17 protein-coding genes are annotated in these 21414 nt (G+C 52.2%); 13 read left to right on the top strand and 4 right to left on the bottom strand.

From position 1 onward, the window contains the following. Positions 1-60: 60 nt before the first annotated feature. Together PJI16_02985 and pepN are read left to right on the top strand one after the other, a co-directional pair. Positions 61-762 (top strand): class I SAM-dependent methyltransferase, encoded by a 702-nt coding sequence (locus PJI16_02985; GenBank protein MDT3776522.1) that lies wholly within the window; start codon positions 61-63, stop codon positions 760-762. Between the two features lie 274 nt (positions 763-1036). Continuing rightward, positions 1037-3712: an aminopeptidase N gene (gene pepN, locus PJI16_02990; protein ID MDT3776523.1), complete on the top strand. Its 2676-nt coding sequence runs from the start codon at positions 1037-1039 to the stop codon at positions 3710-3712. A gap of 462 nt (positions 3713-4174) precedes the next feature. Here the strand turns inward: pepN and PJI16_02995 are convergent, their stop codons facing one another. Continuing rightward, the gene (locus PJI16_02995) at positions 4175-4336 is read right to left on the bottom strand and encodes a hypothetical protein (protein MDT3776524.1); all 162 of its coding nucleotides are present in this window, start codon (positions 4334-4336) and stop codon (positions 4175-4177) included. 390 nt (positions 4337-4726) lie between these two features. Beyond that, on the bottom strand, positions 4727-5869 hold the full coding sequence (locus PJI16_03000) for an alkene reductase (GenBank protein ID MDT3776525.1): 1143 nt from the start codon (positions 5867-5869) through the stop codon (positions 4727-4729). Positions 5870-7016: 1147 nt separating this feature from the next. On the opposite strand from PJI16_03000, the gene PJI16_03005 reads away from it, so the two are divergent. From PJI16_03005 to PJI16_03040, 8 genes are all read left to right on the top strand, one after another. Next, on the top strand, positions 7017-7217 hold the full coding sequence (locus tag PJI16_03005) for a type II toxin-antitoxin system VapB family antitoxin (protein ID MDT3776526.1): 201 nt from the start codon (positions 7017-7019) through the stop codon (positions 7215-7217). Continuing rightward, on the top strand, positions 7214-7576 hold the full coding sequence (locus PJI16_03010) for a PIN domain-containing protein (GenBank protein ID MDT3776527.1): 363 nt from the start codon (positions 7214-7216) through the stop codon (positions 7574-7576). Before PJI16_03005 ends, PJI16_03010 begins: the two co-directional genes overlap by 4 nt. Before the next feature lie 624 nt (positions 7577-8200). Beyond that, entirely contained in the window at positions 8201-8404 is a 204-nt protein-coding gene (locus PJI16_03015; GenBank protein ID MDT3776528.1) for a type II toxin-antitoxin system HicB family antitoxin, read from the top strand. Then, complete coding sequence (locus PJI16_03020; GenBank protein MDT3776529.1) at positions 8401-8613, top strand: type II toxin-antitoxin system HicA family toxin; 213 nt, start codon at positions 8401-8403, stop codon at positions 8611-8613. The genes PJI16_03015 and PJI16_03020 overlap by 4 nt, the downstream gene beginning before the upstream one ends. Positions 8614-9815: 1202 nt before the next feature. Continuing rightward, a complete protein-coding gene (locus PJI16_03025; protein ID MDT3776530.1) occupies positions 9816-12284 on the top strand; it encodes a DEAD/DEAH box helicase family protein in 2469 nt (822 codons plus the stop codon). A 3-nt stretch (positions 12285-12287) separates the two neighbouring features. Further along, the gene (locus tag PJI16_03030; protein MDT3776531.1) at positions 12288-13742 is read left to right on the top strand and encodes a class I SAM-dependent DNA methyltransferase; all 1455 of its coding nucleotides are present in this window, start codon (positions 12288-12290) and stop codon (positions 13740-13742) included. After that, complete coding sequence (locus tag PJI16_03035; protein MDT3776532.1) at positions 13739-15457, top strand: restriction endonuclease subunit S; 1719 nt, start codon at positions 13739-13741, stop codon at positions 15455-15457. Before PJI16_03030 ends, PJI16_03035 begins: the two co-directional genes overlap by 4 nt. A gap of 284 nt (positions 15458-15741) precedes the next feature. Further along, the gene (locus tag PJI16_03040; GenBank protein ID MDT3776533.1) at positions 15742-17184 is read left to right on the top strand and encodes a hypothetical protein; all 1443 of its coding nucleotides are present in this window, start codon (positions 15742-15744) and stop codon (positions 17182-17184) included. Positions 17185-17556: 372 nt separating this feature from the next. On the opposite strand, the gene PJI16_03045 is transcribed toward PJI16_03040, so the two are convergent. Further along, positions 17557-17874, bottom strand: coding sequence for a hypothetical protein (locus tag PJI16_03045; protein ID MDT3776534.1), 318 nt, complete (start codon positions 17872-17874; stop codon positions 17557-17559). 78 nt (positions 17875-17952) lie between these two features. Between PJI16_03045 and PJI16_03050 the strand changes: the two genes are divergently transcribed. Next, positions 17953-18438 (top strand): DUF1456 family protein, encoded by a 486-nt coding sequence (locus tag PJI16_03050; GenBank protein MDT3776535.1) that lies wholly within the window; start codon positions 17953-17955, stop codon positions 18436-18438. Positions 18439-18470: 32 nt separating this feature from the next. Then, entirely contained in the window at positions 18471-18662 is a 192-nt protein-coding gene (locus PJI16_03055) for a hypothetical protein (GenBank protein ID MDT3776536.1), read from the top strand. 1025 nt (positions 18663-19687) lie between these two features. Here PJI16_03055 and secB read toward each other — a convergent pair. Continuing rightward, a complete protein-coding gene (gene secB, locus PJI16_03060) occupies positions 19688-20149 on the bottom strand; it encodes a protein-export chaperone SecB (GenBank protein MDT3776537.1) in 462 nt (153 codons plus the stop codon). Positions 20150-20769: 620 nt separating this feature from the next. Between secB and PJI16_03065 the strand changes: the two genes are divergently transcribed. Next, positions 20770-21084 (top strand): hypothetical protein, encoded by a 315-nt coding sequence (locus PJI16_03065; protein MDT3776538.1) that lies wholly within the window; start codon positions 20770-20772, stop codon positions 21082-21084. Positions 21085-21414: the final 330 nt, after the last annotated feature.

Genomic DNA, 21414 nt, shown 5'->3' on the forward strand with positions numbered 1-21414 from the left:
ATCTCCCCTCCTCCCATCCTCCCTACTGAGATCATTTCCAAAGAAATCCGTAGAAAACAGATGAAGTATTGTCTTCAATTACAAGATCAACAATGGCAATTGATCGATCAGGATGAGCCGGACCTGACGCCGGTGGTCATTGACTTTGTGTCCGGGAAAACCGCGTATCGAAGAAAATATGGCCACGCCGGTGGCGAGGCCATTAGTAAAGCGGTCGGCATCAAAAAAGGCAAACGACCGACGATAGTGGATGCCACCGCCGGGTTGGGGCGTGATGCCTTTGTGCTGGCGACGATGGGATGCCGCGTGCATATGATCGAGCGATCGGACATGATCAGCAAACTCTTAGAAGACGGATTACGTCGTGCCGTAGCAGATGAGAAAATTGGCGCGCTCATCAAAGACAAGCTATCCCTTACTTGTGGGGATAGCCGTCAGGCCCTGCTCCATGTCCCGTTTGCACCCGAAGTCATTTATGTCGATCCCATGTTTCCCCTCAAGGACAAATCGGCGCTCGTAAAAAAAGACATGCGAATTGTCCAGGATATCGTCGGGCATGATACAGATGCCGATGAATTACTGAAGGTAGCCCTCACGATTGCCACCAACCGGGTGGTCGTCAAACGCCCGGCCTATGCCGATTATCTTGCCGGTATCAAACCCCAGACCTCGATCAAAACAAAAAAACACCGCTTCGACATCTATCTCACTCCCCGTCCGGTAGAACATGGTCATCCTAAGCGAAATGAAAGATCCGGCTAAGCCGTGACAACTACAGCATTCGCTCAGGCCTTTCGATAATTTGCACCAGGCCTTCCTTGTCTACCCAACATCAGTGGAAAGCAGAGCATATGAAGCGGTCCCACCGAACCTCCTGGCCCAGGCATCAGGCTTCTTACTCCGTCTTACTCATTTTGGAACCGCGAGACCGTAAGACCGTGAGCCTATCCTCTTGCGTATGTGGTGAGGTATGTTAACAATGAAGCCTCTGGCCATAGCCGGATATTGAGGATGATAAACGATAGGAGACGATGCCGTGTCTGAGGTAAATTCCGTGACATATTTGAAAGACTATACGCAGCCTGATTATTGGGTCACACATGTTGATCTGACATTTGATCTTCGCGATGGAGAAACGTTGGTCAGCGCCAAGTTACAGGTGAAAAAAAATGGCAGTCATGATCACCCGTTGGTCCTTGATGGCGAAGAACTGGAATTGCTGGAGGTGAAACTCAATGGCCTCGCGATCCCCAAGAGGGCCAATCTGACAGAAGGCTACATCGTTGATCAAAGGTCCCTTTCCCTCCAACCCACAGGTGACGCCTTTACGCTCGAAACGCATGTCAAAATTCACCCCGAACAGAACACCGCCCTTGAAGGCCTGTATAAATCAGGGGGCAACTGGTGCACGCAATGTGAGGCCGAAGGGTTCCGGCGGATCACCTTTTTCCCCGACCGCTCGGATAATATGGCGACATACACCACGAAGATTATTGCCGATCAAATTGCGGCCCCGGTTCTCCTTTCTAACGGGAACCTCGTCGATCATGGGCCACTGGATAATCAACGGCATTATGCGGTGTGGGAGGATCCTTTTCCCAAACCCAGTTATTTATTTGCCCTTGTCGGGGGTGACCTCGCATGCATTGACGATACCTTCGTGACAGCCAGCGGGCGCCAAGTGATGTTGTGTATTTATGCGGATGAAAAAGACCTCGATAAACTTGATCATGCCATGGCCTCCCTGAAACGTGCGATGACATGGGACGAAGAGGTGTATGGTCGTGAATATGATCTTGACCTGTTCAATATTGTGGCGGTTGACGATTTCAATATGGGGGCCATGGAAAACAAGTCCCTGAATATTTTCAACACGAAGTATGTGTTGGCGCATCCTTCTACGGCGACCGATGCCGATTATCAAGGAGTGGAAGGGGTGATTGCCCACGAATATTTTCACAATTGGACCGGCAACCGGGTGACATGCCGGGACTGGTTTCAGTTGTGTTTAAAAGAAGGCTTGACGGTCTTCAGGGATCAGGAATTTTCCGGGGATATGGGTTCGCAAGCGGTCAATCGTATCGATAACGTCCGAAGCCTCCGGATGAGTCAATTCCCCGAAGATGCCGGGCCGATGGCCCATCCACCACGACCCAATCAATTTGTCACCATCAATAACTTTTACACCGCCACCGTCTACAGCAAGGGTGCGGAGCTCAATAGGATGTTGCATACCCTATTGGGCAAGGAAGATTTCCGTAAAGCGTCGGATAAGTATTTTGAACGGTTCGACGGGCAAGCGGTCACGGTTGAAGATTGGGTGCATTGTATGGAAGAGGCCTCCGGTCGGGACCTCAGCCAGTTCATGCTCTGGTACACCCAGGCAGGCACACCCACAGTGAAAGCCGATTGGTCATGGGATCAGGCGAGGCAAATGTTCACCCTCACGCTCGAACAAATTGTCCCAACCATACAGAATCAATCAAACGGTCAACCCAGACACATTCCCGTGAAATATGGATTGATAGGACCCGATGGCGAGGATGTCAGTCAAGGAATGCTGGAGCTCACGCAAGCGAAACAGACATTTACCTTCGAGAATATCCCATCTGACTCTGTCCCTTCGCTTTTCCGCCATTTTTCCGCTCCGGTCAATCTGGAGGCTCCGTATACAGACGACCAATTGCGACATCTGATGGTGCATGACCGTGATGGATTCAATCAGTGGGAAGCAGGCAATCGATTCCTCACCACCAAACTCATGGATCAAATTGATCGTGACGAACGCGGAGAAGACATCCTCGTTGGCGAAGATGTCCTGGATTCATTTCGTAGGATTTTGCAACGAACAGATATGGACCAGGAACTCATGAGCCTGGCTCTCAGCCTGCCCGTCTATCAGGAACTGGCTCCTAACCGGACGGTGATTAATCCGCAAGCGATTCTCAAAGTACGCAAAACATTTCTGGAAACAATCGGCCGTGAGCTTCACGATAAGTTTCTCGAGATTTACCACACCAACTATGATCCCGGGAAGGCATATGATCGTGCGGATGCCGGCCGCCGCAGCCTGCAAAACACCGCGCTCGCGTATTTGTCGCATTCAGGAGACTCAGACGTGGCCAAGCTGGCCGTGAAGCAATATAACCAGGCCAACAATATGACCGACCGCTATGCGGCTATGTCAATCATCATCAATATGGATGAGGCGCAATCCTATCGAGACGACGTGACCCAACATTTTTACAATCAATTTGCCAATGATGCGTTAGTCGTCGATAAGTGGATGGGGGCATTCGCGAGATCACAGAACGATAATATTCTCCAGATCGTAAAAGACCTGACAGGACATGAGGCCTTTACACACCCCACCCCGAACAGAATGCGAGCGTTGTATGGGACTTTTTCGCATGGCAACCCCAAAGGTTTTCATGCCGAAGACGGATCAGGGTATGCCTTTGTCGCGGACTTTCTCATGGAACTGGATGCCAAAAACCCCCAAGTGGCCTCAAGAATGATTGGGGCATTCGAAAAATTCCGACAACATCGATTGGATTTACAAAACAAAATGGAAGCACAACTCCGTCGAATAGCCGAAATGAAGAGTCTTTCAACCGATCTCAGTGAAAAGCTGGAGCGGTATTTGGGTAAGGAGACATTTAGCCAGCTCAGGGCTGGGAAAGAGGATGCCAAACCACCATCTCCGGCATAAACATGAGAGCAGGGTTGAAGACAGACAGGGCGAAAAGTTGAGCGAGTCCTATCAATCAATTCCTCCCCAATCCTGCCATTTCCTAATCGAAGCCCATGCTCCGCCTCCGTCATTCCCGACATCCATCATCGGGCATCCCTCTAAACTTCCTCCTCCTCACCTTCAGGTCGGCTACCCGGGCTGACGTTTAATTTGTGAGGCGGACCTTGTTTGAGCCCTGCGAGTTGGGCCGCCCTCCCTGCTCCCACGTCAGCAAGATTTTATGGGGCCGACCTGGGTGAGATTGGTTTTGGCCACTTTTGCCGAAACAAAAGTGGCTCGTCGTTCGGGGCCGAAACCCCACCATTCATACCTCGCGCCATCCTTCCTCCGCTCATCACTCTTGCATAAAAGTCTCGCAACGGTTCTTCTCCTATCTTCCGACGCCTGCCGGCTGGCCCTAGGGAGGGACGCTGTTCGAATTTAGCGGACCTTGTTTGAGCAGAGCGAGTTGGTCCGCTCTTCTAAAGGTTTGCGTCCCTCCTCTTCAATAAGGCCAGACGGGGCGTCAATGGTTTTGGCCACTTTTGCCGAAACAAAAGTGGCTCGTCGTTCGGGGACGAAACCCCGGCATACATCAAACATTCAAATCACCCTCCAAATTTTTGGCATCGAGCAGCAGACAAATTAAGAACAGGTTTCCTCAATCCAGCACCTTCAGATCAGCCAACCAGGCTAACGCTTATCACCAGGCGGACTTTGTCTGATTATTGCAAGTTGGTCCGCCGTCTGCGTGTTTGCCTCGGTACGCTTTCATGTTGATCCGACGCCTGCCGGCTGGCCCCAAGGAGGGACGCTCTTAGCAGCTGGCGGACCTTGTTTGAGCCTTGCGAGTTGGGCCGCTCTTCAGAGTTGGCGTCCCTCCCCTCCAATGAGGCCAGACGGGGCGTCAATGGTTTTGGCCACTTTTGCCGAAACAAAAGTGGCTCGTCATTCGGGGACGAAACCCCGACATCCATTCCCTGAAAAAAATGTCTATTGGCGGGTAACCGTTTTCGGAGAGGAGTCAGGCGTTGCGGTATCAAGATACGGATAATCCGTATATCCCCGGGCATCTCCCCCATAAAAGGTAGCGCGGTCATAGGGATTGAGAGGACCCCCCAAACGAAAGCGATCGGGAAGATCCGGATTGGCGATAAATAACCGGCCAAACGCCACGGCATCGGCATGGCGGGCGTGAATCACGGATTCAGCAGTTTCCTGAGTAAAGCCACCGGCGGCAATGACCGGTCCGCCGAATAAACCCTTAAAACGGGAAGAGGCATCGGGAGCATTGGGATCAAGCGCATTCGTATCGCTGCGCTGATTCGCACGGGGTTCCACGATGTGCAGATAAGCCAGCTTTCTTTTGCCAAGCTCCACCGCGACATGCGAGAACAGCGCCTGGGGATCACTATCGCGGATGTCGGCCGACACACCCCATGGCGCAATCCTCACCCCGACGCGGTCGTGGCCGAACACCCCCGTCACCTGTTCGACAATCTCAAGCAGAAACCGCGTGCGATTTTCAATGGACCCGCCATAGGCATCCTCGCGCCGGTTCGTATGATCCTGCAGAAATTGATCAATGAGATAGCCATTAGCGGAATGAATCTCGACACCATCAAATCCGGCCGTCAGCCCATGCTCGGCCGCCTTGCGGAAATCACCGATAATCTCTTCAATTTCCCCAAGGGTCAGCGCGCGAGGGGTTTCGAAGGGAACGACATTGCCCTGCCGGTCCATATGATTGCCCGCCGCAACAACAGCCGAGGGAGCGCCGGGCAGCCGTCCGCCCGGCTGCATCGAACTGTGGGAAATACGTCCGGTGTGCCAAATCTGCGAAAAGATAAAGCCCTGCTTGGCATGCACCGCCTCGGTCACCCCGTGCCAGCCCCTCACCTGATCCGCCGTATAAATCCCCGGCGCACCGGGATAGCCACGGGCCTGTTCAGAGGTATCCGTCGCCTCGGTGATAATGAGCCCGCCGTCGCTCGCCCGTTGCCCATAATATTCCGCATTCAGCCCGTGGGGAACGTCATCCGGTTGCTGACTGCGAAGCCGGGTCAAGGGTGCCATCACCACCCGATGCTTGAGAAGAATCGCCCCAAGGTTAAGGGGTTGAAAAAGTGCCGACATACCAAACTCCTGTTCAAAGTAATTTCAACCAATCGCCGTTATGGAAATTTACCATATCGACGGGAAAATCCGTAAATGGCGAACTAGGAAAAAAGCATCGCTTATCAAAAATGGCCAGGTCCCGTCCCCGCAGACGAGGTCCTTTTCTTTCGGGAAAAGGACCCAAAACCATTGATGCCTCGTCTGGCCACATTCAGATGAAGTGAACGCAGCCTTCAGGAGGGCGGACCAACTCGCAAGGCTCAAACAAGGCCCGCCGTTTCATTCGGGCGTTCACTTCTGGAGGCAGCCGCCAGGCATCCGGATTGGGTAATAAAAATAAAAGAGAAAAAATTCGGAGTACAGGGTTAAGGTGGGAGTGGGGGGGAATGCAAAGCATGCCCCCAATCAATGGTAGCCGAAATTGAAAGAAGCCTTACCTAGCCTATCACCTCCAGGTCGGCCAACCAGGCTGACGCCAAAATTCGACAAGCGAACCGTTGATCCAACGCCTGTGAGTTGGGCGCCCTCCGTGGGTTTGCCTCGGTACGCTTTCATGTTGATCCGACGCCTGCCGGCTGGCCCTAGGGAGGGACGCTCTTCGCATTTGGCGGACCTTGTTTGAGCAGAGCGAGTTGGTCCGCTCTTCTAAAGGTTGGCGTCCCTCCCCTCCAATGAGGCCAGACGGGGCGTCAATGGTTTTGGCCACTTTTGCCGAAACAAAAGTGGCTCGTCGTTCGGGGGCGAAACCCCGAATCCCTTGACCTCGCCTGCCGGTCCGAAACCCCACCACCCATTCCTCGGGTCATCCTTCCTCCGCTCATCACTCTTGCATAAAAGTCTCGCAACGGTTCTTCTCCTATGTTCCGACGCCTGCCGGCTGGTCCCAGGGAGGGACGCTCTTCTCAGCTAGCGGACCTTGTTTGAGCCCGGCGAGTTGGGCCGCTCTTCTCCGATTAGCGTCCCTCCGCTCCAATGAGGCCAGACGGGGCGTCAATGGTTTTGGCCACTTTTGCCGAAACAAAAGTGGCTCGGCTGCCGGGCCGAAACCCGGCATTGACCAAACCTTCACATCATGCCCGACATAATTCATGGGGCAACAATCCCCTTCTGCCGACAATCAAAAATGGCATTGACTTATATGCATCACTAGTGCATATTCATACATATGAGAACGACTTTAAATATTGACAATGACCTGCTAAAAAAAGCCTCGAAATTAACCGGCATTGAGGAAAAAACCGCATTAGTTCGGTTAGGGCTTGAGGCGCTTATTTCCAAAGAGGCAGCCCACCGCTTGGCCCAACTTGGAGGATCAGAAAGGCAACTGAAGTTGCCTCCGCGACGGCGATCAATCCCCAAGCCATGATTCTCGTCGACACCTCCATCTGGGTGAACCATCTCAGAGCAGGAAGTCCCCGTCTGGTATCCTTCCTCCAGGAAAGTTTGGTCCTAACCCATTCCGCTGTCATTGGAGAACTGGCGTGCGGAATGTTAAAAAATCGTTTCGAGATCTTAGCGTTACTCCAGGCGCTTCCTAAGGCTCAAATAGCCGACGATCACGAAGTCCTTCACTTACTGGAAACTCAAAAATTATATGGAGCAGGACTGGGATGGGTCGACTGTCATCTCCTGGCTTCCGCTCAACTAACAGGGTGTGGCATGTGGACTGCTGATGGTGCTCTTCAAAAAGCTGCAATTAAACTACATCTTCAAGTCTACGAATAAACCCCATCCTTCCGATCCACTTCTTCCCCTCCATCCTTCCTGTAGTCCTCCTTTTTTTTCATGGAAGTGCCAAATATATTCTTTCCTACATTCCGACGCCTGCCGGCTGGTCCCAGGGAGGGACGCTCTTCGCATTTGGCGGACCTTGTTTGAGCCATGGGAATTAATTCCCCCTTCCTCTCTCAGCTCCCCCGGCCTGGTGGTATGGCCGAGCAGTGCAACCGGCACCGGAAAAAAGGCGGGCAGTGTCCGAGCGCAGCGAGTTTGCCCGCCGCCGGTGGCGGTGCACTGCGCAGGGCACCCGAAGGGCCATGCCACGGCCAACATGGTTTTGGCTACTTTTGCCGAAACAAAAGTGGCTCGTCGTTCGGGGGCGAAACCCCGGTATCCACCTATCCCTCATTCCTGCGATTGCTGACAGGACTCTCGGTCAAAGAAATGACATCTGACAGAGAGTTGCTAAGGAGAAGATGGTGCTGATGGAAATATGTGCAGAACATCGCCAGGCTCCAGACTCACATGAATGACCCAGTTGAAAGATCAAAACTTGGCCTGCAATTACCCGGAAGGCAACTTCTGGTATACTTTAGCCACATCAACAGTGCTATCAATGGGGAGGTCAGCATGGAATATCCAATCGTTATCGAACAAGACCCTGAAGCCGGGGGGTATGTCGTCTATTGTCCCACGTTAAAAGGGTGTGTTTCACAAGGGGAGACTGAGGAAGAAGCCCTGGATAATATCAAGGATGCCATTAAGACCTACCTCGAAAGTATTGAAGATTTAAAACGACGAAAGAAGCTGCGGACCGTCGAAGTCACGGTATGACCAAACTCCCGCAGGTCTCTCATGAACGCGTCGTGAGAGCCCTCAAGCGTGCAGGATTTTACCTCCTTCGAGAAGGCAAGCACATTTCCATGACCGACGATAAACATATCGTCATCATTCCTCGCCAGCATGTCATCAAACCGGGCACATTGAAACAGATCCTGGACGCGGCGGAAATATCCTCCGAACAGTTCCGGGAACTTCTCTAGCTCGCCGTCTCATCGCAATTTTCACCAGCAACCATTCCTCATCCGTCATCACGCACCATTCTTCACATCTGACCCACCACCTGCAGGTCGGCCAACCGAACTGTCGCTCAAATCAACAGGCGTACCGTTCATCCAACGCCTGCCGGTTGGCCAAAGGTGGGAAGCTCTTATCCGTTGCGGACCTTGTGTGAGCCCTGCAAGTTGGTCCGCCCTCCATGAGTTTCCCTCGGTACGCTTTCATGTTGATCCGACGCCTGCCGGTTGGCCAAAAGGAGGGACGCTCTTCTGAGCTAGCGGACCTTGTGTGAGCCATGGGAATTAATTCACCCTTCCTCTCTCAGCTCCCCCGGCCTGGTGGTATGGCCGAGCGGTGCAACCGGCACCGGAAAAAGGCGGGCAGTGTCCGAGCCCTTCGACGTTGGCGAAGGATAAACTCCGCGAGTTGGTCCACCGTCCGTGAATTTGTCTCGGTACGCTTTAATTTTGATCCGACGCCTGCCGGCTGGCCCCAGGGAGGACGCTCTTATCCGTTGCGGACCTTGTTTGAGCCCGGCGAGTTGGGCCGCTCTTCTCCAATTAGCGTCCCTCCCCTCCAATGTGACCAGACGGGGCGTCAATGGTTTTGGCTACTTTTGCCGAAACAAAAGTGGCTCGACCGCCGGGGCGAAACCCGGCATCTTACCATTGAAATCTCAAGGCCACCTCGCGAGTCCAAACTAGAGCAATCATAAAATCATCGAAACTTCGAAAGAAATTCCCTCCATTCTAGTTGCTAGAATGAAATACAATCGCCCTCGAAATTTCTCGGCACACGTATCAATTTCCCTCTGAAGAATTTCTGCAAGAAACCTGTCGAGGAATCTTGTCCGATTCATTTTAAAATTTTTCTCTTCTTGTATTTCAAACTACCCCTCAGCTTCCCAAGGCAATTTTTTTCTGTACTTCATTCCTTTTCTGATGTACGATTCTCAAGCTTTCACAAAGGAACACAATTCCAAACTTTGGATATTACCTGACTCCCCCACCAGGTTTATGCCATTCCCTCCCAACCAAGTACCCAACCCAATTGAGAAAGTCCGCCCAGTAGTTGCCAAAAATCATAAGGGCACATTCGCGCCACCTGTCCTGAATATTTTCCATCGGGTAAGGAATCAAAAACATTCGAAAGGGAAAGTACTCGTAAAATTGGTACCGGAACCCCTATGAACCCGCCCGACAAGAAGACGCTGTCTGAACGCGACATCTGCACCAAGTTCATCACGCCCGCCGTCGAGCAGGCGGGATGGGACGTCCTGGCCCAAGTCCGTGAAGAAGTCTCCTTCACGGACGGCCGAATCATCGTCCGTGGCAAACTCGTCACCCGCGGCAAAGCCAAACGCGCCGACTACATTCTCTACTACAAGCCGAACATCCCCATCGCCCTGATCGAGGCAAAGGACAACAGTTACGCCGTTGGCGGCGGCATGCAACAAGCACTGGAGTACGCCAAGACCCTCGATATTCCATTCGTCTTCTCATCAAACGGTGACGCCTTCCTCTTCCATGACCGAACGGGGCAGAACGAGAAAACAGAGTCCGAACTCTCCCTCAACGCCTTCCCATCACCGGAAGCACTGTGGGAGAAATACCGCGCATGGAAAGGTCTGGCCCCGGCGCAGGAAGAAATCGTGCTTCAAAACTATTACGACGACGCGAGTGGCAAGGAGCCGCGCTACTATCAACGCATCGCCATCAACCACACCATCGAAGCCATCGCCAAGGGCCAGGATCGGCTCCTCCTCGTCATGGCCACGGGTACCGGCAAGACCTACACGGCCTTTCAAATCATTTGGCGCTTGTGGAAGGCCAAGCGCAAGAAACGCATCCTCTACCTGGCGGACCGCAATGTCCTGATCGACCAAACCATGGTCAACGACTTTCGCCCCTTTGGAAAGACCATGGCCAAACTCAGCACCGGATCCAAGACGATCGAGCGCGAGGATGGCAACGTGGTTGAGCTGACGACCGCTGTGGACAAAAAGCATCGACGCATCGACACCTCCTATGAAATCTACCTCGGTCTCTATCAGGCCATCACAGGCCCCGAGGAATCCCAAAAACTCTTCCGGGAACTCTCGCCCGACTTCTTTGACCTCATCGTCATCGACGAATGTCATCGCGGCAGCGCGGCAGATGATTCCGCCTGGCGGGAGATTCTCGACTACTTCTCCAGCGCCACCCAGATCGGGATGACGGCCACGCCGAAGGAAACCGAATACGTCTCGAACATCCATTACTTCGGCCCACCCGTCTACACCTACTCATTAAGGGAAGGCATCCGCGATGGCTTCCTGGCTCCCTATAAGGTAGTCAAAGTCCATTTGGATGTAGACGTGGAAGGCTACCGCCCGATCAAAGGAGAGTCGGACAAGTATGGCAATGAGATCGAAGATCGGATCTATAACCAGAAGGATTACGATCGAACCCTCGTCATCGACGAGCGCACCAAGCGCGTCGCCCACAAAGTGAGCCAATTCTTAAAAGAAGGCGGCGACCGCTTTCAAAAGACCATCATCTTCTGTGTGGACGTCGAGCATGCCGCCCGCATGCGCCAAGCCCTCATCAACGAAAACCAGGATATGATCCAGCAAAACAGCCGCTATGTCATGCGGATTACCGGCGATGATGCCGAAGGCTGCGCACAGATTGGCAACTTCATTGACCCGGAGGCCAAATACCCCGTCATCGTCACGACTTCACGACTGCTCTCCACCGGGGTCGATGCTCAGACGTGCCGCCTCATCGTCCTTGACCGGGAAGTCGGCTCCATGACTGAGTTCAAACAAATCGTCGGGCGCGGAACCCGCGTACATGCGGAAACCAACAAGTTCTATTTCACCCTCATCGATTTCCGCAAGGCCACCAACCATTTCGCCGATCCCGACTTCGACGGCGAACCCGTGCAGATCTACGAACCTGGGGAGAACGACCCGGTGGCACCACCCGACGATGTCGCACCGCCAATTGATGAGGAAGAGCCCATTCCGCTACAGCCTAGCGACGAAGAAACGGTTATCCTGGACCCCGAAAAGCCGGACATCACGATCCCACCTGGCAGGAATCAACCGCGCAAATACTATATTCATGGTGAGAAAGTCAGTATTGTGGCTGAGCGAATCGAATATCTGGATGAATACGGCAAGCTCGTCACCGAAACCCTGCGCGACTATTCCAAGAAAACGCTACGAAATCACTATGCCAGCCTCGATACGTTTCTCAAGCAGTGGAACCACACCGAACGCAAGCAGGCCATTATCGAGGAACTGGAAAACGAAGGGGTTTTCCTCGAACCATTGGCCGACGAAGTGGGAAAGGATCTCGATCCGTTCGACCTCATCTGCCACGTGGCGTTCGACCAGCCGCCGCTCACCAGACGCGAGCGCGTGGAGAATATCCGCAAACGCGATATCTTCAGCAAATACGGCGCGCAAGCCCGCGCGGTACTGGAAGCCCTGCTGCAAAAGTATCAGGACGAAGGCGTCACAAGCCTCGACGATCCACGTATCTTAAAAATAGCACCGTTCGATACTATGGGCACTCCCATTGAATTACTCAAAACCTTTGGCGGACGGCCCGGCTTTGAAAAGGCCGTCCATGAACTGCAACATGCACTCTATGAGGGAGCAGCCTAACTTATGTCCGTCCGGAATACCGTCAAATCCATTCAAGACATCATGCGCCAGGACAGCGGAGTCGATGGCGATGCCCAACGCATCTCACAACTCTGCTGGATGTTCTTCCTCAAAATCATCGACGACCAGGATCAGGAACTGGAAATGATGCAGGAGGGCTACCGGTCGCCCATCCCGAAGAATTTCCAATGGCGCACCTGGGCCGCAAACCCCGAAGGCATCACCGGCGATGAACTCATGGCCTTCCTCAACGATGAACTCTTCCCCTCGCTCAAGGAACTCTCCGGCACGGCCAAGGACGGACGCCGCCGTGTCGTGCGGGATGTCTTCGAAGATGCCTACAACTACATGAAGTCCGGCCAGCTCATGCGCCAGGTCATCAACAAGATCGACGGCATCGATTTCAACAACCTCTCCGAACGCCAGCACTTCGGCGACATCTACGAGCAGATCTTGAATGACCTTCAAAGCGCGGGCAACGCGGGTGAATATTACACGCCTCGCGCCGTCACGGCCTTTATGGCCGATCGCATCGACCCGCACCCCGGCGAAATTCTCCTGGACCCCGCCTGCGGCACCGGCGGCTTTCTCACCTGCGCCCTCCGGCACATGCGCGACCGCTACGTCAAAACACCAAAGGAAGAGCAGAAAATGCAGCAGGCCCTGCGCGCCTGCGAGAAAAAACAGCTTCCGCACATGCTCTGCGTCACCAACATGCTCCTGCACGGCATCGACGACCCTTCCTTCGTCCGCCACGACAACACCCTGGCCCGGCCATATATCAGTTACGGCCAGTCCGACCGCGTAGACATCGTCCTCACCAATCCGCCCTTCGGCGGCAAAGAAGAAGACGGCATTGAAAGCAACTTCCCCAAACATTTTCAAACCCGCGAAACAGCGGACCTCTTCCTGGCCCTCATCGTGCGCCTGCTCAGATCCGGCGGCCGCGCCGCCGTCGTCCTGCCCGACGGCTCGCTCTTCGGCGAAGGCGTCAAAACGCGCCTCAAAGAACATCTCATGGAGGAATGCAACCTCCACACAATTGTCCGTCTCCCCAACAGCGTCTTTAAACCCTACGCCGGTATTGGCACGAATCTTTTGTTCTTCGAGAAGGGCGAGCCAACCAAGGATATCTGGTTCTACGAACACCGTATTCCCGATGGACAAAAAGCCTACTCGATGACCAGACCCATCCGTTTCGAGCATCTGAAACCCTGCATCGACTGGTGGGGCGGTGCGAAACGCAAAGGACGGAAGGAAACCGAAGTCGCCTGGAAGGTGACGGCCGATGAAGTCAAAGCCCGTGGCTACAACCTGGACTTCAAAAATCCCCACACCGTTGCCGACGACCACGGCGATCCCGAGGAACTGCTGCAAAAACTCGACGCAGCCGAAAAGGATACCGCTAATTTGCGTGATCAGCTCAAGGCCATTCTTGAGAAGGCCATGCTGCGATGAACCCGGCCCAACTTCTCAGTCACTTTGACCGGATCGGTGAGGCACCAGACGCCATCCCACGCCTACGCAGCTTTATCTTCGACCTTGCCGTGCGCGGAAAGCTGGTCGAGCAGGATCCCAGAGACGAACCCGCATCCGAACTGCTGAAACGAATTCAGGCGGAGAAGGACCGGTTATTGAAGGAAGGGAAGATCAGAAAACCAGAGCCACCACTTCAGATTGATGACGAGGAACTACCATTTAAGGTACCAACAGATTGGTGCTGGGCGCGCCTGACAACAATTAGCCGAAAAATTCATTACGGCTACACTGCTTCAGCAAATAAATTGCTCAAAGATGTGCGTCTCCTGCGAATCACGGACATCCAAAACAACTCGGTTGATTGGGCATCAGTGCCGGGATGCGAGATTTCCGACCATGACATAGGCCAATACAAGCTCGAACAAGGCGACATCCTAATCGCACGAACAGGCGGGACAATTGGGAAAACCTTCCTCGTTAGACATGCCCCGGTAACAGCAGTCTTTGCGTCCTATCTAATCCGTGTCCAAGGGACGACAGAACTCTATGATCAATACTTAAAGCTATTTCTCGAATCCCCCGCCTATTGGAAGCAGCTTCAGGACGGAGCGCGAGGCGCTGGCCAACCAAACGTCAACGGCCAGACCCTTGGACGTATGGTCGTGACGATCCCACCCCTCGCAGAACAACACCGGATCGTTGCCAAGGTGGATGAACTGATGGCCCTGTGTGATCGATTGGAGACGGCGCAGACGGAGCGGGAGAGCCGCCGGGATCGGCTAGTGGCGTCGTCTCTGCATCATTTGAATAATGGCGCGGATGCCGACGCATTCCTGGAACACGCCCGCTTCTACTTCAACCACCTCCCGCGCCTAACCACCCGCCCCGACCATATCAAACAACTCCGCCAAACCATCCTCAACCTCGCCGTCCGCGGCAAATTAGTGGAGCAAGACCCCACCGACGAGCCCGCCTCCGAACTGCTCAAGCAGATTCAGGCGGAGAAGGCGCGGTTGCTGGCGGATGGCCATATGCGCCGTCAAACAGATGTCATTCAAGTCGAGGAGACTGAATTTCCTTTCGAGATTCCGGCAACCTGGTGTTGGGTGCATTTGATCGACGTGGTAAATAAACTTACAGACGGTACGCACCATTCGCCCCCGAACTTAGCGAATGGACCCTTCAAATACATTACCGCCAAAAACATAAAGCCTGAAGGTGTAGCACTCGAAAACCTCACCTACGTAACAACCAAAGTTCACAATGAGATCTATGCCCGGTGTAACCCCGAAAAGGGTGACATCCTTTACATCAAGGACGGAGCTACGACTGGCATCGTCACAATCAATGATCTTGATGAACCATTCAGTATGCTATCCAGCGTTGCTTTGCTGAAACTATCAGCACTAATTTATAACCGGCTAGTAGTTGTATTTTTACAGTCCCCATTTTTCTATAATCAAATGCGGGGCTTGATGAAGGGCGCTGCAATCACCCGAGTCACCCTAAAACGAATGGGGCCAGCGCTTATTCCCCTTCCACCCCTCGCCGAACAACACCGCATCGTCGCCAAAGTGGATGAACTGCTGGCCCTCTGCGACCAACTGGAAACCCAACTCACCACCACCCAATCCGAAACCCAAGAACTCATGGAAGCCATCCTCCATGACACCATTTGCAGCAGTAGGCCTTGAAAGGATTTCCGCCAATGGGTTTAAAAAATAGCAAGAAGGAATTAATTCGGCCCCAAAAGAAACATGAACTGACACCAGCTTCCACATGAAGTAATGTTTAAATTTTTTCTGTACTTTTTTATGGGTTGGTTAGTATGGCCGAAGAAGTATTGAATCAAGAATTACGCCATTCACCCCTACTCAAGCGGATGTGCCAAGCTAGAAGACTGGTCAAAAAACTGGCCCAAAATGTTCACAAGGCCAGACCCCAATCATAACCACTAGGCTAAGGAAACAATTCAAAGATGAGCAAGACATTGCTGGAACCAATTAAGGTTGAGGTAAGCACATTGGAACAAGTCCGCTCCAAGTGCACCGAACGTTTGCAAACACTTGAAAGTGCAAATGGAGACAAGTTCGATTTCTCGAAAGTTATTCCTGGGATTGACCAAAGCATAGGTGATATAGACGCCAGGGTTTTAGGATTAATCGGTTTGGCAACAGGCTTGAACGGGGATGTTGAATTGGACCTTGTTCCAAATAAATTTGCCACAGAATTTCACTCCAATTTGTCCCAAGTAACTCAGCAATATCAAGCTCTTAACAACAGCTTTGATGAACTTAAAAAGCAAGGTGGGGTGGGAACTCTTGATCCGATTGGATTCACTGTTCAAAACGAAAACGCCCAAATAAACATTCCCATCCACAAAATTTTCAAGCAAATTCAAAACACGGTTGAAAACGCATTGGTCTTCTATTACCCATTGGCCAACATCATTAATGGGCCGCAATTTAGTGACTTTTCGTATGCATTTAGTGAATTTTCCAAACAGCTTGCTAATATTCAGCGAATGCAAGCCAATTTATCACAAGTTGTTATAGACGGGGAGAAGGCTAAAAAGCATATTGAATCACTTCAGAAACAAGCAGATGTCTTGAAAGAAGAATTAGATCGGCTAAAGATAGAGGGAGAGAAAGACCGCAAAACCATAGCGGAATATACCGAGGAAAGCACTCAAAAAGTAACTGCAATTCGTACAACAAATGAACAGGCAGAGATACTAAAGACAGGTGTCCTGGCCTATCAAGCTAATTTCGAAAGTTTCAAAAAAGAGTTGCTGGAACGAGAAACAACATTCAAAACAGGGAAGGAGCAACAGGAAAACCTTATTAAGGAACTTGGGAATATTAAAGATGATATAAAAACGCTTACAGAACAGGCCGAGGGTATGCTTACCGGTGCCACCGTCGCAGGGTTAGCTGGGTCCTTTGGTGATATAAGAGATAAGCTTGAAAAGGAATTGAAAGGAGCAAGGTGGATATTTTACTTTGCTGTTTTCTTGCTTTTTTTATCAGTACTCCCCCTTTTGGCTTATGTTTTACCTGGAATTTCATGGGTGTCAGGAAAAGAACCAGACGTGAGCACAACTGAATTTTTTGGACAAATTATTGTTCGTGCTTTGCTTCTCCTTCCTGCAGGATGGTTCGCAAAATTTGCTGCTGTTCGGCATGCGGCATTATTTCGCTTGAAGGAGAATTACGCGTATAAATATTCCGTAGCCTCTTCCGTAGATGGATTCAAAAAGCAGGCAGAGCCTTTCAAGGATGCAATTGCTGCGGCAACGTTTTTTGAATTGACATTCAATCCAGCCGATCGAATGGAAGGGAAAGGGAATGAAGAAAGGCATCCAAACCCAGCTATGGAGTGGGTTATGAAGAAACTTGGGGCCACATATGACGGGAAATAGTTTAATGAATTATCTAGAAAATCGTAGGCAAAAAATTAGATACGTTGTGAGGGGTCAGGTCTTCATTCACACAACACTCCCACCTTGCCCCCAAATCTCCCTCCCTCGCCGTTATTGACCGAGATCATGTTGGAGTTGGAGAGACTTCTTCTTTTCGATTTCATCTGGTCGCCTCATCCTGCCTCGCAGATTATCCTGCCTTTGGCGTGGCCGGGGAGCGCAGCCAACTTCGGAGATTCGGCGAGGACGGTTTAAGCCCTTCAGCTTCGCTCAGGACAGGCTCCGCGAGTTCCGCTTCGGAACAAACCCCTACAAGGGCGAGGAAGTTTCTGCCTTTTTATTGGGTTGGTGGTCGGGTCCTGCCTTCATACGTTACACTGCTTCTGGCCTGGGCTGGTCCTGCTCAACGGGAAAGGCCACACGCACACGCGAAGGAACATAATGGGAATGTTGAAAAAAGCCACCAGTGGCGTTCCCTGCCTTCGCCGGAGCGGCTTCGCGCAGGCAGGTCGCCGTTTTGTCGTACTTACGTACTGAGGGTACGCTCCGGGCGCCAAAATGGCTGTGGCCTTGCTGGATGACGTTTTTGAACATTCCCGCCAGCTGCTGATGCTTAAATTTTTCTCGTGCATATTTTGGTGATTTTTGAGATTTATTCAACAAGGCCATAATGACCGGTGCTTCGATCACGTTCGCTGATAAAAAAATTCTAATCCAACTCTCACCAACCCGTGGTGCAGAGCACCATGAAGTCACGGGAACACAGACATGAACAATAATTATTGCCTGCGTCGAATTCGCTACATCCTGGATTTCAGTGATTCCAAAATGATTGATGTCTTTGCTCAGGCCAACCGGACCGTGACGCGAACAGAGGTGAGTGCATGGTTAAAAAAAGATGATAATCCGGATTTTGTCGAATGTCCTGACATCATGTTCGCCACGTTTCTCAATGGGTTGATTAACGATAGGCGCGGCAAGAAAGATGGCGCGCAGGCTGAACCGGAACAACGGCTCAATAATAATATTATTTTCGTCAAACTGAAGATCGCTTTCAATTTACAAGCCGATGCCATATTGTCGATATTGGCTTTGGCTGATTTTCGTATAAGCAAACATGAGCTGAGTGCATTTTTTCGCAGACCTGATCATAAACACTATCGCAAATGCCAGGACCAAATTTTGCGGAATTTCTTGAATGGCCTTCAACTGCAGTATCGTCACAAGATGGAACCCGACGAAATTTTTCAATAGCCACCCCTTGAAGTCACGGGGAAAATCTTTGGGTGACTCATCCTCCGCCTCTCGCACTGGCCGGCATGGCCACCATGTACTTCGGGACGTTGATTCCTTTTCTCCAACAACACGGGTGGCGGCAAATCGATATTCGAGGCGAGGAGGTGGCTCGCTGTACTCCGCCTCGGAACAAGAAAGTTATTAGTGGCATTCCGGGACGAGAGTGCAATGCGGTTATTTGAAGCGGCCCACTGCGATGTCTCTAAGGATTAATTCTCTTGATCATTAATTTGGGAACAATTATGCGCCGGGTTTCGGCCCGGCAGCCGAGGTCCTTTTGTTTCGGCAAAAGGACCCAAAACCATTGACGCCCCGTCTGGCCTCATTGAAGAGGAGGGACGCCAACTCCGAAGAGCGGCCCAACTCGCTCCGCTCAAACAAGGTCCGCGAGATGCTCAGAGCGTCCCTCCTGTAGGCCAGCCGGCAGGCGTCGAAACACCGAAGTCATTGGTGGCATTCTGGAACGGGAATGCAATGCGTTGTTTGAGGATGCACAGCGGAATGACTTGAAGGCTAAAGTCACTCGACCATTCATTCGGAAGATTCAAGCACGTTTTTTTAATAGGTGAGCCGCACTGCGTTCCTTAAATACGGGGTTTCGCCCCCGTACGACGAGCCACTTTTGTTTCGGCAAAAGTGGCCAAAACCATTGACGCCCCGTCTGGTCTCATTAAAGAGGAGGGACGCCAACTTTGAAGAGCGGCCCAACTCGCAAGGCTCAAACAAGGTCCGCGGAATACTAAGAGCGTCCCTCCTTTGGGGCAGCCGGCAGGCGTTGGACTACGGAAGAATAACCGTTCGCGCCACAGAGTCAGGCCTGGCATTCCCACATCACTCACACTTTGCCCCTAACCTCCCTCCCCCACCTCTATTGACCGACATTGTGTGGCACCGCGAGGGAATTCTGCTTTTCTGTTTTCTTTGGTCTCGGTTGGGTGAAGGATTAAAGATGAATGCCCGATGACGACCTGTGAGGATGACGGAGGGGCGTCGCGTGTCGATGTGCAGGCATGGCTGGTCTCAGATCCTTCGCTGCTGCTCAGGATGACAATTTAAGATGAATGACGGAGGGTTTGATACCTGCCCGCTACCCCCTACGAGTGTGAATAATAAAGGAAAGACGGATTCCTGATTTCTTTCGTGTTGTAACCCTCAAAATGCTATTTCCCCGCGCCCTTCGAAAAAGCACTTCGCCCTAGGAGCTGACTCAGTGAGTCGTGGCTACGGAATCGGTTTGAGTCTTTTGTTGCTGCTGCTGTTGGTGGTAGAGGGCTTCAAAATTCACCGGGTTGAGCATGACGGTCGGGAACCCTCCCCGTGTCACCGCATCAGACACCGTCTCGCGAACATAGGGAAAGAGAATATTCGCACATCCGATGCCTAACACCGGGCCCAGTTCCGTTTCCGGGACATGGCGAATCCGGAAAATCCCGGCTTGTTCCGCTTCCACGATAAACATGACCTTATCCTTCACCTTGGCCGTGACCGTGACCGTCAAGGATGCATCATACAAGCCCTCTTCCCCACGGGTATGTTGCGTCTTCAACTCGATATGTATTTGTGGGGCGTCACGCTCCAGAAAAATGCCGGGTGCATGGGGAACTTCTAAGGACAAATCCTTGACATAGATTTTCTCTATGGTAAACACGGGCTTCGTTTCTTCAGTCATGTGCCATCCTATTCGTGAGTGAGTACATACGGTCATCAAGCCACAGCAGGGCCTGAGCAACATGATTCTCCGGGATTCTAAAAAACCGAGACCAATATTGTCATCGATTCCTCATGAGACGCAACCTGGCTTCCATTTTTTTTTCATGAAGAGGCGGGTTTGGGAAGGCTTTCATTTTCAAGATACTCCCAGGCCCCTTCACCCGTTCCTGCGTCTTGAGCATGACTCACTTTTCTCTGTGGATCCTTGTGGCACTTGGCATTTAAAGGCCGGGGTTTCGCCCTCGTGCGACGAGCCACTTTTGTTTCGGCAAAAGTGGCCAAAACCATTGACGCCCCGCCTGGCCTCATCGAAGAGGAGGGCCGCTAACCCTGCGAAGAGCGGACCAACTCGCCAGGCTCACACAGGGTCCGCTGGCTGAGAAGAGCGCCCCTCCTTTGGGCCAGCCGGAAGGCGTCAGGTCCAAGGGCTGCATGGTGATTCGCACTTCAGCCGGGTACTTTGCAGATAAGAAAATTCCGTGCCCGGTGTTGATGTAGAAAGCCAGAAATTGGCATCATGTCGGGTGTGCTTTCGAGGAAGAGACCACGGCGACGTGGAATATGATCTGGAGCGCTGACATGCGATTCTATATTTTACGTAATCAAGAAGTCGTTTTGGCCTCTGGTGCCAAGGAATTTGGCGAATGGGTGGAAACGGCTGATCGGGTTGTGAGTCACACCCAGATCGCCGACATTGAGGTGTCTACCGTTTTCCTTGGGATTGATCATCAGTTCTTCGCCGGCCCCCCTCTCCTGTTTGAAACGATGGTGTTTGGTGGGGCCCTGGATCAAACGTGCCGCCGCTGTTCCACGTGGGATGAAGCCGAGGCCCAACATGAAGCGATCCTGTCGGAAGTGTTAAACCGTGTGTATGGCTATTATGATCCAGGTTGAACCTGTGACGGTCGCTTCGTCTTTTATCTGCCTGGGGGCAGACCTTCCCTTTACACATACTTCCGGCCCCTTCCCACCTGCCTGATTGTTCAAACTGATTAGATGCCGGGTTTCGGCCCGGCAGCCGAACCACTTTTGTTTCGGCAAAAGTAGTCAAAACCATTGACGCCCCGTTTGGCCTCATTGAAGAGGAGGGACGCCAACTCCGAAGAGCGGCCCAACTCGCGGAGTTTATCCTGAGCGAAGCCGAAGGACTCAGACAAGGTCCGCTAGCTGCTGCGGTTTCAACCGGTCGCTGCAACACATGGGTTAAATCGTTCAGCAGGTGTT

Source organism: Nitrospira sp. MA-1 (genome assembly GCA_032139905.1).
In the GTDB taxonomy this organism is placed as follows: Bacteria; Nitrospirota; Nitrospiria; order Nitrospirales; family UBA8639; genus Nitrospira_E.